Raw genomic sequence first — 13,439 nt, forward strand, 5'->3', positions numbered from 1 at the left:
CCTGCTTTAGGAACAAAGCGGGACCAACGCTAGAGGCCGAAGGGCCAGGTGTCGTCGCTAGAGCCGTGGTCCTCAGGCCCAGACAAGGCAGTCACTGCCCGAGTCTCGTCGAACCAGACGAAGGCGTCATATTGCCGCGCCAGCGACGCTTCCGAATAGTGGCTCCATCGTTCGGTGTCGGGTCGGTAGATGACGCCGATATAGCGCTCCAGCCGCCCCTCGGTGAGCGCCTTCCGGACCTCTGCATCGGCGCCGTGCAGGTCGAGTAAAAAGCGCGGCACGCCGCTGTTATGCATCAGCCGCTCGAAGCTGTCGGGTCGCGACGGGTTCACCCGCTTGATCTGCATCGGCTCGTCCCAGTCGTCGGCTGCCGCCACGGTGCCGGTGTGAGTGCCGAAGCCGATCAGGCGGACAGCCGCTTCACCCTGTCCTTCGCGGACGAGCTGGCCGAGATTCCACTCGCCGCGGCTCTCGCCCATGTCGGTGAAGCGGGCGTCGCCGATATGGCTGTTATGCGCCCAGACCACCGCCTTGGCCTGCGACCCCTTCCAGCGCAGCAACAGCTGGAGCGTGTCGGCCATATGCTCGTCGCGCAGGTTCCAGCTGGCCGCCGAGCCATGGTACATGGCGCGGTAATAGGCCTCCGCATTGGCGACCAGACGGGCGTTCTGCGCGGCGTCGAGGAACGCATCCGGGTTATCCTGAGCATAGATGGGCTCGCGCGCGAACAGGTCGCGGAGCATCTGCACCACCCCCTCCTCGCAACGGCCAAAGCCTTCGCTGCGGGCGATGGCGCCGTAAACCGCGGGCTCCTCCTTCCAAGGCTTCAGGCACCCATAGCGGCGGCGCGCATCGCCCGCCGCCTCGGGATCGGTCCTCTCCAGATAGCCGATCACCGCCGCAATCGACGCGTTCATATTGTACAGGTCGAGACCGTGAAAGCTGACCGGGTCGGCGACGCTCTGGTTGTGGTCGCGGAGCCATTCGACAAAGCCGGCGAACTCGGCATTGCGCCACATCCAGGTTGGAAAGCGCGTGAACGGCGTCTCCGCCTCAGGGGGAGCAGGCTTGCCGCGGATGGCGCGATCGATCGCCGCCGCATCGGGCCAGTCCGCCTCGACCACAACCAGATTGAAGCCGTGCCGCTCAATCAGCCGCCGCGTGATCGCCGCCCGCGCAAGGTAGAATTCCGACGTGCCGTGGCTCGCCTCGCCTAACAGCACCACCTGCGCGCCGCCGAAGCGGTCGAACGCGTCCGCAAAGGCTGGATCGTCCAACTTCGGGAGCGGCTCCGCCGACCGAGCGATCATCTCGGGAATGGCGCGGGTCTCGACCTCCAGCATGTAATCCTCCGGTCCGATCGATGCAGAACGGATGGGACGAAGAGAGGTTCTGGCTTGTTCACGAGCGAAACGCCTGTTTGAACAGGGCTGGACGAAGGAGTGAGGCATGAATGGGAATGGCGGACCGATCGGCAACGTCGCCTTGTTGATCGATGCGGACAATGCCTCGCCCGACTCGCTGGACGCGGTCCTGACAGTTCTGGCCGAGTTGGGCACCGTGAACATTCGCCGCGCCTACGGCAATTGGAGCAAGACTTCGCTCAAAGGCTGGGCTTCCATGACACACCAACATGCCATTGAACCCCAACAACAGTTTGACGTGACCAAGGGCAAGAGCGCGACCGACATGCGGATGGTCATCGATGCGATGGACCTGCTGTATCGCGGGCGGGTGACCGGCTTCGGCATCATGTCGAGCGACAGCGACTTCATGCCGCTGGCCATGCGGCTTCGGCAGGAGGGTCTGCCCGTCTATGGCTTCGGCACAGCCAAGACACCGGAGTCGTTCCGCCAGGCCTGCACGCGCTTCATCGACGTCGGAGCGCTCGCCGCCTCCGAAAGGGAGGAGCCGGCCCAGTCCGCGTCGAGCGTGGATGAGACGCTGCTCGACCTGCTCGGCGCTGCCTGGAAAGCCGCCAAACGAGACGAGCGCGGGTTCGCAAAGCTCTCCGAAGTCGGCCAGCTCGCCGGCAACCGCTCTTCGTTCGACACCCGCAATTATGGCTATAAGCGACTGTCGGACCTGATACAGGCACTTCCCAACTTCACCACCGAGCGCAGGGACGATGGCGTCCTCTACGTCCGCCGCGTGCGCTGACCCGTTCTACCGGGTCAGCTTCTTGTACGCCAAACGCGTCGGGCGGTCGGCGGCGTCGCCGAGGCGGCGGCGCTTGTCTTCCTCATAGGCTTCGAAATTGCCTTCGAACCATTCGACATGGCTGTCGCCTTCGAACGCGAGGATGTGCGTGGCGAGACGGTCAAGGAAAAAGCGGTCGTGGCTGATGACCACCGCGCAGCCGGCGAAATTCTCCAGCGCTTCTTCCAGCGCACGCAGCGTCTCGACATCGAGGTCGTTGGTCGGCTCGTCGAGCAGCAGGACGTTGCCGCCCTTTTTCAGCATCTTCGCCATGTGGACGCGGTTGCGCTCGCCGCCTGACAGCTGACCGACCTTCTTCTGCTGGTCAGGTCCCTTGAAGTTGAACGCACCGACATAAGCGCGGGTCGACATCTCGTGCTTGCCGACCGTCATCAGGTCGTGCCCGCCTGACACTTCCTCCCAGACATTCTTGTTCGGATCGAGCGCGTCGCGGCTCTGATCGACATAGCCGAGCTGCACGGTCGGCCCGATATCGACGGACCCGGTGTCCGGCTGTTCCTGGCCGGTGATGAGCTTGAACAGGGTCGACTTACCCGCGCCGTTCGGCCCGATGACACCGACGATACCACCCGGCGGCAGCGTGAAGCTCAGATCCTCGAACAGCAATTTGTCGCCGTAGGCCTTGGAGATGCCCTCCACCTCGATGACCTTACCGCCCAGCCGCTCGGGCACCTGGATGACGATCTGCGCCTTGCCGGGCGCACGATTCTCCTGCGCCTCGACGAGCTGATCGAACGCACGGATACGTGCCTTGGACTTGGACTGGCGGGCCTTGGGGCTCTGCCGGATCCACTCCAGCTCTTCCTTGATCGCCTTCTGCCGGCCGGCATCCTCGCGCTCTTCCTGCTCGAGGCGCTTCGCCTTCTTCTCGAGGTAGGTCGAGTAATTGCCCTCGTACGGATAATAGCGGCCGCGATCGAGCTCGAGGATCCAGTTCACGACATTGTCGAGGAAGTAGCGGTCGTGCGTGATCATCAGCACGTTGCCGGGATATTCGCGCAGATGATTTTCAAGCCACTGGACGCTTTCGGCGTCGAGGTGGTTGGTCGGCTCGTCCAGGAGCAGGATGCTCGGCTTCTGGATCAGCAGCCGGGTCAGCGCCACGCGGCGGCGTTCGCCGCCCGACAAATTCTCGACACCAGCATCCGAGGGAGGGCAGCGCAGCGCCTCCATTGCGATCTCGAGCTGGTTGTCGAGCGTCCAGCCATCGACCGCGTCGATCTTGGTCTGGAGGTCGCCCATCTCCTCCATCAGCGCGTCGAAATCCGCGTCCGGTTCGGCCATCAGGGCGGAAATCTGGTTGAAGCGATCGACCATGTCGGCGGTCGCGCGGGCGCCGTCCTTCACATTTTCCAGCACCGTTTTCGACGGATCGAGCTGCGGCTCCTGCGCCAGATAACCGACGGTGATGCCCTCGCCCGCCCAGGCCTCGCCGGTGAACTCGGTGTCGATGCCGGCCATGATCTTCATCAGCGTCGACTTGCCGACGCCGTTCGGGCCGACGATGCCGATCTTCGCATCGGGGTAGAATTGCAGGTTGATGTTACTGAGGATCGGCTTGGGGGCGCCAGGGAAAGTCTTGGTCATCCCGTGCATGACAAAGGAATATTGCGAGGCCATGGGCCCGGATCTCCGCTCTTGAAATGGTGCTGTAAGGATTTGGCGCGCCCCTAGCTTATGCGACCGGGGCTTGGCAAACGCTCGCCCCCATAGTTAGGGCGCTGCCATGCTGAAACAACGCCTTGCGCTGCTCGCCCTGCCCTTCCTCGTCGCGGCGGCGCCGCACGACGCCGAAAAGCTGCGCGACGCCGCGCTGAACGACGACATCGCCTGGCAGCTGACCGAAGGGCTGACGACCGAGATCGGCCCGCGCCTGGCCGGCAGCGAGGCGGAAGCACGCGCGCGTGACTGGGCGGTGCGCAAGCTCCGCGCCATGGGATTCAAGAATGTTCGCATCGAACGCTTCACCATCCCCGGCTGGACGCGTGGCGAGGAACGCGGCGAGATCCTGGCACCCTTTCCCCAAAAGCTCGCGCTGACTGCGCTCGGCTATAGCGGCGCGACGCCGGATCAGGGCGTGGAAGCGCAGCTGGTCGCCTTCGACAGCGTCGCAGCGTTGGAGGCTGCGCCCGCCGAACAGGTGCGCGGCAAGATCGTCTATGTGGGCCACGCCATGCGCCCGGCCCAGGACGGCTCCAGCTACGGCTATTTCGGGACCGTGCGCCGGACCGCGCCGAGCATCGCGGCGAAAAAGGGTGCGGCGGCGATCGTGATCCGGGGGCTGGGCACCGACAGCCACCGCGTGCCCCATACCGGCACCACCAACTTCGAAGGCGTGCAGCCCATCCCCGCCGCCGCCCTGTCCAACCCTGACGCGGACCAGATCGAACGGCTGCTCCGGCAGGATCAGCCGATCCGGCTGCGGTTGCTGATCACGCCGCGCCAGCTCGGCACGATCGAGTCCGGCAACGTCATCGCCGAAGTGCCAGGCACCGATCCGAAAGCCGGCATCATCGCGATCGGCGGCCATCTCGACAGCTGGGACCTCGGCACCGGCGCGATCGACGACGCGTCCGGCGTGGCGATCACGGCAGCGGCGGCCAAGCGCATCATGGATGCCGGCCGTCCGCGCCGGACGATCCGCGTGATCTGGTTCGGCAGCGAGGAGATTGGCGGGCTGGGTGGTCAGGCCTATTTCAACGCACACCAGAATGAGCCGCATGCGCTCGTCGGCGAATCCGACTTCGGCGCCGATCGCGTCTGGCGGTTCGAAACGAAGCTAAACACGGGCGCGGCCGGACTTACCACCAAGCTGGAGCGTGTGCTGGCGCCGCTCGGCATCGCGAAGGGCAGCGGCAATGCGACCGCTGGCGCCGACCTTGGCCCTTGGGCGCGGGCGGGAACCAACGCCGTCGACCTGGATCAGAGCGGCCTGCGCTATTTCGATATCCACCACACCGCGGACGATACGCTCGACAAGATCGACCGCGAACAGCTGGCGCAGAATGTCGCCGCGTGGACGGCGATGTTGGCCGTTGCCGCCAATGCTCCCGAGAATTTGATCAACGACTCGGCGCAATCTCTACCTAAATAGTTTGACTGAACCTCGACTTTTGCTAATCACCCGCGCTGCGACGGCATCGGGCCGCGCGCACGTTATTCCCTTGGGGAGCACAGGAATGAAGAAGCTGATCGTTGCTGCCGCTGCCGCCGGCCTGATGTCGCTGGCCGCTTGCGGTGAGAAGAACGCGAACGAAGCCGCTGCGGAGAACACCTCGGCCGCGATCGAGAACACGGCGGACAATCTCGAAGCCGCTGCCGACAACGCGACCACCGCGAACGCCGAGAACGCGCTCGAGAACGCCGCTGACAACGCGCACAGCGCTGCTGACAACGTCGCCGACAACGAAGCGACTGCTGCCGACAACGCCGTCGCCGCGAACGCGACCGGCAAGTAAGCCGCTTCGGCTTTCGAGCCGAGACGAAAAGAAGGGCGGTTCCCACGCGGGAGCCGCCCTTTTTCTTGCGCACGCCGAAATCAGGCGGCATGGCACGCAGCCGTCGGGGAGTAGCGCAGTCTGGTAGCGCATCTGCTTTGGGAGCAGAGGGTCGCAGGTTCGAATCCTGTCTCCCCGACCACGGCGCAGCGCGAGCCGAAATAGCGAAGCTATTTCGCCTTCGCGCAAGCCCGGCCGGCCTCGCCCCGGCGAGGACCGACGACACGGGCTTTGCCCGTGTCGGCATTTTCAGCGCTGGGTTCCCGCTTTCGCAGGAATGACGAGAAACAAAGAACATCGGACGCGCCGCGGCAAAGCCGCGTCGTCGGACCTCGCTTCGCGAGGCCGGCCGCGCTTGCGCGCAGTGGGAATAGCTTGGCTATTCCCGCTCGCGCTGCGCGGTGGGCCCGGAGGGATTCGAACCCCCAACCAAGCCGTTATGAGCGGCCAGCTCTACCGTTGAGCTACAGGCCCCACCGCGCCCGCGGGCGATAGCGGAGCGGCGTTCACCGTGGCAAGCGGCGACCGCGCCTCGACGTTTGAGTGGCCATGCCCGGCAGAGACGGTCGGCAGACGGAGGCGAAAGCAATCCGGCGTAAAGGCGAGCTGTCCGCCGCAGCTTTCGGCCACGCTGCGCACCAGCCGCAGGGTAAAGCCCAGACCCAGAGGAGAGGCGGCGGCGAGCGTCTCGTCCTCGTCCGGCTGCAGCGCGTCGAGCAGGCGCTGCTCGTCATGCCCCTGGGTGCAGGCCGGCCGACTGACCGCAATCCAGGTCTCGGGCAGGCTGCCGTCGGCGGGCGCGGCGCTGATCTCCACTCGCTCCCCCTCGCCGCCCAGCGCAATGGCGGCACTAAGCAACCGGCTGGTCATCCGCTCGGCGGCCACCGGGTTGAGCAGGGCGGACTCGCACCGCGGCGCGATGGCGAGCGCGACCACCACGCCCCGCTCTGCCGCGAGCGGAGCCAGGGTGCCGGCAATGCGTGCGATCAGCTGGCCGCAATCGACCGGTTCGGGTGCGGCAGGCGGGGCATCGCCGGCGATCCGGCCCGCTTCCTCCAGATCGTCGAGCACCTGCTCGATCCGCCGCGCTTCGGCGAGGATCGACGCGGCGCGAGCGCGGTAAGGCGCGGCAGCAGGCCCAAGCATTTGCTGGTCGATCATCTCGGCAAAGCCGGCGATCGCATTGAGCGGCGTGCGCACTTCATGCGCGAGCTGGCGGAGCGAATCGCTGGTCAGCGTCGAGCCGAGCAGGCCGAGCGGTTCGGCACGTTCGCCCACGCGCGGGCGCCGCGCAACCCCGCGATAGCCGGTGAAGCGGCCGGTCGGTGGATCGAAGCTCGGCACGCCGGAAATCGTCCAGCCCCCGCCTGCCGATCCCGGTGCGGGCAGCAGCAGGCGCGCATCGCGGAACGGACTGCGGCGGCGAAACGCGCCCGCCGCCTGCCCGTCGACCCCCGCCGCGCCGGGTGCCGCGGGCTCGGCGATCGAGATGCCGATCGCCGCGCCGCGGTCGACAAGGTCGCACCAGCGGATCAGCCCGTCAGCCCCGGTCTCGAACGCGAACTCGGGCTGGGCTGGGACAACGGCCGGTTCGAGAGGGGGGGCGGCGGCTTCCGACCTCGGGAGGTCCAGCGAAGCCGGCCCGTCCAGCACCAGATCTCCAGCCGCGAACAGGTCGAGCGCGCGCCGTGCCTTTTTGGGCAGGTCGCGGCGATGACGCAGCAGCGCGCGGGCGACCGGCGACAAATCCGGGATCAGCTGCGCCCAATCCTCGCCGCCCATTTCGGCCACGGCCAGAAAGGGTGCCGATACGATCGTCAGATCCTCGGCAAAAAAGGCGACCAGGTCGGCCGGCAGCTTGCGTCCGCCGAGCAGCAATCCGGCATGTTGGCGGCCGGCGACCGGCACTTCAACCCGCCACTCCCGCAGCCGCTCGAAGGCCGGTTCGCGCAGGGGAGAGTCTTCCGATCCCGATTGGCCGAGCAGATCGACGATCTGCCGCCACAGCGCCTGGCGCGCGGCAGGGCTTTCGGCCGGCTGGCCGAGCGCCGTTGCCAATCTGTCGTCGAATCGCACGCCCGCGCTTCCCTGCCCCCTTGAAGGCTAACGGGATAGCAACCTTGCAACTCCTTCGACAGAGGCGAAAATCCACCGTCGCAAAGTGAGACAATTGCGCCGCTGGGCAATTATCTTCTAAGAAGCGGGCATTACACTGATGAGGTATTGCTTAATGCCAAGCGCGGCACTCGACGCCGTCGATCTCGAAATTCTGGCCGCCTTGCAGGATGACGGCCGGATGACCAATGTCGACCTGGCCGCCAAGGTCGGGCTGACCGCCCCGCCCTGCCTGCGCCGCGTGCGGAGCCTGGAGCAGCAGGGGATCATCGAAGGCTATCACGCCAAGCTCGCTCCCGTCGCGCTCGGGTATCAGATCACCGTCTTCGCGCTCGTCAGCCTCAAGAGCCAGGCCGAACATGAATTGCGCGCCTTCGAAGAGCATGTCGCGATGCTGCCGCTGGTGCGCGAATGCCATATGCTGAACGGCGAGATCGACTTCATCCTGAAAATCGTGGCATCCGATCTCCAGTCTTTCCAGCACTTCCTGACGTCGGAGCTGACGACCGCGCCGAACGTGGCGAGCGTCAAGACCTCGCTCACCATCCGCACGTCGAAGGACAGCCCCGGAGTACCGATCCCCGGGGCCGTCCCTCAAGGTCAGGACGCGGTGCGCGCGCCCTGATCGACCCACAAGGTCCAGAACTGAGCGATCTCAGCCCGCGGACCCGAAGTAACCTGCGCGAAGGCCTGCTTGGCCTCGGCCGCCTGGCCAGCCTTGGCGAGCGCCATGCCGAGCCGCAGATTGGCGGTGTTCGCATCGATGCCACCCTTCTGCAGCGCGAGCCGGTAGAGCGTGATCGCCTTCTGGTAATCGCCATAGCCAAAATAGGCATCGGCGGTGCCCAGAGCCGCCCGGCCGTTCGCCGCGGCGCCGGCGCTCTTTTCGGCAGCGGCGAGCGACGCGCGGTCGGCCGCGACCTTGGTGCCGGCGAGCGTGCCGATCTCATTGATCGCCTTGCTGCTGGCATTATAGGCGCCCTTCGCCTTGCCCTCGTCGACGATCGCCTTGGCTTCGCCAGGCAGACCGACCTTGTCGGCGAGCAGCGCATATTCATAATAGTCGCGCTCGCCCGACAAGGCACCGGCGAAGCGTTGCAGCCGCATCAGGTCGAGCTGGGTCTGATCGTCGAAGCGGTTGGCGTCGCCGAAGATGACCAAAGCGCTGCGCCAATTCTCGGCGGAGGGATAGTCGACCACCTGCGCGCGGGTCCATTTCGCGACCTCGGGCATCACCTTGGCCTTATAGGCCATCGAGGCGGCGCGGCCGTACCATTCCTGCGGCGGCTTGCGGCCGGCGGCCTTCTCCGCCTTGATCGCCTGATCCACGGCGGCGAGGCCCTGCTGGACCTGGTTGCCTTTGAAGTAGGATTCGGCGAGCAGCAGGTTCAGGTCCTGCGTCGGCTGGCCGTTCGCGTCCTTGGTCACATAACCGGCCTGCTGGGCTGCACTAAGCGCCTGGATGGCGGCCGGAAAGTTGTTGGCCTTGTAGGCGAACTGGCCCTGATAGAAGAGCAACTGCCCCTTCATGTCGGCGGGGCCGGAGCCGGACGCGATCATCTCGTTGACCGCCGCCTGCTGTGCGGTGGCATCGTTGGTGCCGGTCGCGATCTGCAGCTTGAACTGGCCAAGCACGAACTTCTCGTCAGCCGTCTGGGCCGCGGAAGTCGCCGCCGGCAGCAGCGACGATGCGGTCGCATAATCCTTCGCCTGAATCGCCTTTTGCAGCGGCGCGGCGGCGTTGCGGAACGCCTTGCCGAGCTGGGGAGCCCAGGCGGCCGGAGCCGCGGCTTCCTTCTTGTTCTTCTGTGCGAGCAGCGGGCTCGTCATGCCGAAGCCGGCGACCAGCGCCAGGCTCAGCGCCAGTTTTGAAACCTTCATCTCCAACACTCTCCTCTCGAGGGACCTCTCGGGCGAATGGATCGCTGGCGCTCCCCTAAACCCCGACCTTGCGCCAAACAAGCGGCGGCATTGCGGGTTGCCTTGGCCGTTTGCCACTGAACCGCGCTTGAACTAACCGGCCGCGATGCAGCGAAATGCGGTGGTGATCGGAGCAGGTGGCGGCATCGGCCGCGCGCTGGTGGAGGCGCTTGAGGAAGAAGGCGTCGCGGTGCAGGCCTTCTCCCGTCCACAGCTTGATCTGCTCAATGAAGCCAGCATCGCGGGAGCGGCTGCAACGGTCACTTCCCGCCCAAGCCTGATCGTGGTTGCCACAGGCTTGCTACACGATGGCGACCATGGCCCGGAAAAGAGCATGCGCGAGCTCGACGCCGCCTGGCTGCAGCGCAACTTCGCGATCAATGCGATTGGACCTGCCCTCGTCGCGAAGCACTTCCTCCCATTGCTGTCCAAGGGCGAACGCTCGGTGTTCGCAGCGCTGTCGGCACGAGTCGGCAGCATCTCCGACAATCGGCTGGGCGGCTGGTACAGCTATCGCGCGTCGAAGGCGGCGCTGAACCAGCTGATCCGCACGCTGTCCATCGAGATGAAACGCGTGAACGATCGCGCTATCGTCGTCGGGCTGCATCCGGGCACGGTCGACACGAAGCTGAGCAAGCCGTTCCAGGGCAATGTCGCGCCGGGCCAGCTGTTCGACCCTGGCCGCGCCGCCGTCCAGTTGCTCGACTTACTCGATGGCTTGGGCGTCAAGGACAGCGGCAGCCTGATCGCGTGGGACGGCACCACCGTCACGCCATAGCATAGGCTATCCACATCTCACGCGCGCGTACGCGTGCGCGCGGGGTGGCGTTCCGCTCCCGCCCCCGCTAGGACGATTTTACCGGCGCGATCCGCGCACCACCAGAAAACACGGAACCCCACTTGGCCACTCTGCCGCCGCCCTCTGCCCCGTCGAGCGACATCGAACCGATCTCCATCGTCGATGAAATGAAGTCGAGCTATCTCGACTATGCGATGTCCGTCATCGTCGCCCGCGCACTGCCCGACGTGCGCGACGGACTGAAGCCGGTGCACCGCCGCATCCTCTATGCCTGCCAGGAAGCGGGCTATGTGGCCGGGCGGCCCTATCGCAAGTGCAGCCGCATCGTCGGCGACGTGATGGGTAAATATCACCCGCACGGCGACAGCGCGATTTACATGACCCTCGCGCGCATGGCGCAGGACTGGTCGATGCGGGTGATGCTGGTCGACGGCCAAGGCAATTTCGGATCGATGGACCCGGACGATCCGGCCGCGATGCGCTACACCGAGGCGCGGCTGGCCAAGGTCGCCAACGCGCTGCTGGAAGACCTGGATAAGGACACGGTCAACTTCCAGCCCAACTACGACGCGTCGGAGCGCGAGCCGCAGGTGCTGCCCGCGCGCTTTCCGAACCTGCTGGTCAATGGCAGCGGCGGCATCGCCGTCGGCATGGCGACCAATATTCCGCCGCACAATCTCGGCGAAGTCGTCCGCGCCTGCCTCGCCTATATCGATAATCCGGCGATCTCGGCGGAAGAGCTGATCGAATATGTCCCGGGGCCGGACTTCCCGACCGGAGCGATCATCTTGGGCCAGGGCGGCGCACGCCAGGCCTACACGACCGGTCGTGGCTCGATCATCGTCCGCTCGCGCCACGTGATCGAGGAAGGCCGGGGCGATCGCCGCTCGATCGTGCTGACCGAAATCCCGTATCAGCAAGGCAAGAACGCGCTGGTCGAGCGAATCGCCGAAGCTGCCAAGGACAAGCGCATCGAAGGCGTGTCCGACATTCGCGACGAGTCCAACCGGCTGGGCGTTCGCATCGTCATGGACCTGGCGCGCAACGCCCAGGTGGATGTCGTGCTCAACCAGCTGTGGCGGCACACGCCGGCCCAGCAGAGCTTTTCGGCCAACATGCTCGCCATTCGCGGCGGCCGGCCGGAGCTGCTCAACCTCCGCGACATTGTCGAGAGCTTCGTCAAGTTCCGCGAAGAGGTCATCACCCGTCGCTCGAAGTTCGAGCTCGCCAAGGCGCGGGACCGGGCGCACATCTTGCTCGGCCTCGTCATCGCGGTCACCAACCTCGACGAAGTGGTGCGGATCATCCGCGCCTCCTCGAGCCCCGCCGAAGCCCGGGCCAGCCTGCTCGCCCGCGAATGGCCGATCGAAGAGATCGCGCCCTATATTCGTCTCGTCGAAGCGATCGAGCATGAAGTCGAAGGCTCGACCTACAAGCTGTCCGACGCGCAGGTCCGCGCGATTCTCGACCTCCGACTGCACCGCCTCACGGCGCTCGGCCGCGACGAGATCGGCGAGGAGCTGCGCGAGCTCGCGACTAGCATCGGCGCCCTGCTCGAAATTCTCGCCGACCGCGTGAAGCTCTATGCCGTCATGCGGACCGAGCTTGAAGCGGTCGTTACGGAGTTCGACACACCCCGCAAGACGCAGATCGCGGCCTCGTTCGAGGGCATCGACGACGAGGACCTGATCGAGCGCGAGGAGATGGTCGTGACCGTCACTCTTGGCGGCTACATCAAGCGCACGCCGCTCGATGCCTTCCGCGCCCAAAAGCGTGGCGGCAAGGGCCGCGCCGGTATGGCGACCAAGGACCAGGATGCGGTCACCAACCTGTTCGTGACTTCGACCCACTCGCCGGTGCTGTTCTTCTCGAACCTCGGCCGCGTCTATCGCATGAAGGTTTGGCGCCTGCCGGAAGGCGGGCCTGCCACCCGCGGCCGGCCGATGGTCAACCTGCTCCCGCTCGCTGCGGACGAGACGATCACCACTGTGCTGCCGCTGCCCGAGGACGAGGCGAGCTGGAGCGACCTTCACGTCATGTTCGCGACCTGCAAGGGCAATGTCCGCCGCAACAGCATGGACGCGTTTGCGAACATTCCGACCGCCGGCAAGATCGCGATGAAGTTCGAAGGCGAGGATGCCGACGACCGGCTGGTCGGCGTCGCTCTGCTCACCGAGAATGACGACGCGCTGCTCGCGACGAAGGATGGCAAGGCTATCCGCTTCCGCGGCGACGACGTGCGCGAGTTCCAGTCGCGCAACTCGACCGGCGTGCGCGGCATGACGCTGCGAGCAGGCGACCAGGTCATCTCGCTGTCGATCCTGCACCGCTCCGGCGCCAACCAGGAAGAGCGTGACGCCTATCTGCGGGCCGCGCCGTGGAAGGAGAATGACCGCGCGCCCGAGCTCAGCGATGAGCGCATGGCCGAGATGTCGGCCAAGGAGCAGTTCATCCTCACCGTCTGCGCGAACGGCTATGGCAAGCGCAGCTCGGCCTATGAATATCGCCGTACCGGCCGCGGCGGCCAGGGCATCACGAACATCGACAATCTGGAGCGCAACGGCCCGGTGGTCGCCAGCTTCCCGGCCGCTAATGGCCAGCAGTTGATGCTCGTCACCGATCAGGCCAAGCTGATCCGCATGACCGTCGGCGACCTGCGCGTGATCGGCCGCGGCAGCGCCGGCGTGCGCCTGTTCAACGTCGCCGAAGACGAGCATGTCGTCGCCGCGGCCTTGATCGACGACAGCGGCGAGGAGGAAGTGGAGACCGCGGAAGGCGGCACGATCGCCCCCGAGCCCGGTGCCACGGTCGGCGAAGACCTGGCGGGCGGGGATGAGGACGGGACTTCCTGATCATTCTCGTCATCCCCGCGCAAGCGGGGACCCAGG

Annotated in this window: 10 protein-coding genes and 2 tRNA genes; 7 read left to right on the forward strand and 5 right to left on the reverse strand. The window is 65.9% G+C overall.

Annotated features, from left to right (window positions below; all coding sequences use genetic code 11):
• Window positions 1–29 precede the first annotated feature (29 nt).
• On the reverse strand, window positions 30–1,343 hold the full coding sequence (locus tag HJG53_RS01200) for an erythromycin esterase family protein (RefSeq protein WP_217352557.1): 1,314 nt from the start codon (window positions 1,341–1,343) through the stop codon (window positions 30–32).
• A gap of 106 nt (window positions 1,344–1,449) precedes the next feature.
• On the opposite strand from HJG53_RS01200, the gene HJG53_RS01205 reads away from it, so the two are divergent.
• Window positions 1,450–2,160, forward strand: a complete 711-nt coding sequence (locus tag HJG53_RS01205; protein WP_171127417.1) for an NYN domain-containing protein — start codon at window positions 1,450–1,452, stop codon at window positions 2,158–2,160.
• 6 nt (window positions 2,161–2,166) lie between these two features.
• Here the strand turns inward: HJG53_RS01205 and ettA are convergent, their stop codons facing one another.
• Window positions 2,167–3,840, reverse strand: coding sequence for an energy-dependent translational throttle protein EttA (gene ettA, locus HJG53_RS01210; RefSeq protein WP_171127418.1), 1,674 nt, complete (start codon window positions 3,838–3,840; stop codon window positions 2,167–2,169).
• A gap of 106 nt (window positions 3,841–3,946) precedes the next feature.
• On the opposite strand from ettA, the gene HJG53_RS01215 reads away from it, so the two are divergent.
• The 3 genes from HJG53_RS01215 to HJG53_RS01225 all read left to right on the forward strand — a co-directional run bounded on the left by HJG53_RS01215 (window position 3,947) and on the right by HJG53_RS01225 (window position 5,859).
• Window positions 3,947–5,314: a M20/M25/M40 family metallo-hydrolase gene (locus HJG53_RS01215; RefSeq protein ID WP_171127419.1), complete on the forward strand. Its 1,368-nt coding sequence runs from the start codon at window positions 3,947–3,949 to the stop codon at window positions 5,312–5,314.
• Between the two features lie 85 nt (window positions 5,315–5,399).
• The gene (locus HJG53_RS01220) at window positions 5,400–5,678 is read left to right on the forward strand and encodes a hypothetical protein (RefSeq protein WP_171127420.1); all 279 of its coding nucleotides are present in this window, start codon (window positions 5,400–5,402) and stop codon (window positions 5,676–5,678) included.
• A gap of 104 nt (window positions 5,679–5,782) precedes the next feature.
• A tRNA-Pro gene (locus tag HJG53_RS01225) sits at window positions 5,783–5,859 on the forward strand.
• A gap of 260 nt (window positions 5,860–6,119) precedes the next feature.
• Here HJG53_RS01225 and HJG53_RS01230 read toward each other — a convergent pair.
• Together HJG53_RS01230 and HJG53_RS18935 are read right to left on the reverse strand one after the other, a co-directional pair.
• Window positions 6,120–6,191: transfer RNA gene (locus HJG53_RS01230), tRNA-Ile, on the reverse strand.
• The gene (locus tag HJG53_RS18935; protein ID WP_171127421.1) at window positions 6,171–7,793 is read right to left on the reverse strand and encodes a HAMP domain-containing sensor histidine kinase; all 1,623 of its coding nucleotides are present in this window, start codon (window positions 7,791–7,793) and stop codon (window positions 6,171–6,173) included. The genes HJG53_RS01230 and HJG53_RS18935 overlap by 21 nt, the downstream gene beginning before the upstream one ends.
• Before the next feature lie 154 nt (window positions 7,794–7,947).
• On the opposite strand from HJG53_RS18935, the gene HJG53_RS01240 reads away from it, so the two are divergent.
• Entirely contained in the window at window positions 7,948–8,457 is a 510-nt protein-coding gene (locus tag HJG53_RS01240) for an Lrp/AsnC family transcriptional regulator (RefSeq protein ID WP_171127422.1), read from the forward strand.
• Here the strand turns inward: HJG53_RS01240 and HJG53_RS01245 are convergent.
• The gene (locus HJG53_RS01245) at window positions 8,433–9,713 is read right to left on the reverse strand and encodes a hypothetical protein (protein WP_171127423.1); all 1,281 of its coding nucleotides are present in this window, start codon (window positions 9,711–9,713) and stop codon (window positions 8,433–8,435) included. The genes HJG53_RS01240 and HJG53_RS01245 overlap by 25 nt on opposite strands.
• A gap of 145 nt (window positions 9,714–9,858) precedes the next feature.
• Here HJG53_RS01245 and HJG53_RS01250 point away from each other — a divergent pair, with 145 nt between their 5' ends.
• Both HJG53_RS01250 and gyrA read left to right on the forward strand, forming a co-directional pair.
• Complete coding sequence (locus HJG53_RS01250) at window positions 9,859–10,530, forward strand: SDR family NAD(P)-dependent oxidoreductase (RefSeq protein ID WP_171127424.1); 672 nt, start codon at window positions 9,859–9,861, stop codon at window positions 10,528–10,530.
• 122 nt (window positions 10,531–10,652) lie between these two features.
• Window positions 10,653–13,403 carry a DNA gyrase subunit A gene (gene gyrA, locus HJG53_RS01255; RefSeq protein ID WP_171127425.1) on the forward strand — a complete coding sequence of 917 codons (2,751 nt, stop codon included), beginning with the start codon at window positions 10,653–10,655 and terminating at the stop codon, window positions 13,401–13,403.
• Window positions 13,404–13,439 lie beyond the last annotated feature (36 nt).

This window comes from Sphingomonas sp. ID1715 (assembly GCF_013044515.1).
In the GTDB taxonomy this organism is placed as follows: domain Bacteria; phylum Pseudomonadota; class Alphaproteobacteria; order Sphingomonadales; family Sphingomonadaceae; genus Sphingomonas_B.

Bases quoted from the DNA above. Each gene is read 5' to 3' on its own strand.
- HJG53_RS01215 (WP_171127419.1), top strand. From the start codon at position 3,947: ATGCTGAAACAACGCCTTGCGCTGCTCGCCCTGCCCTTCCTCGTCGCG.
- ettA (WP_171127418.1), bottom strand. From the start codon at position 3,840: ATGGCCTCGCAATATTCCTTTGTCATGCACGGGATGACCAAGACTTTC.
- HJG53_RS01240 (WP_171127422.1), top strand. From the start codon at position 7,948: ATGCCAAGCGCGGCACTCGACGCCGTCGATCTCGAAATTCTGGCCGCC.
- HJG53_RS01250 (WP_171127424.1), top strand. From the start codon at position 9,859: ATGCAGCGAAATGCGGTGGTGATCGGAGCAGGTGGCGGCATCGGCCGC.
- HJG53_RS01220 (WP_171127420.1), top strand. From the start codon at position 5,400: ATGAAGAAGCTGATCGTTGCTGCCGCTGCCGCCGGCCTGATGTCGCTG.
- HJG53_RS01245 (WP_171127423.1), bottom strand. From the start codon at position 9,713: ATGAAGGTTTCAAAACTGGCGCTGAGCCTGGCGCTGGTCGCCGGCTTC.
- HJG53_RS01200 (WP_217352557.1), bottom strand. From the start codon at position 1,343: ATGCTGGAGGTCGAGACCCGCGCCATTCCCGAGATGATCGCTCGGTCG.
- HJG53_RS01205 (WP_171127417.1), top strand. From the start codon at position 1,450: ATGAATGGGAATGGCGGACCGATCGGCAACGTCGCCTTGTTGATCGAT.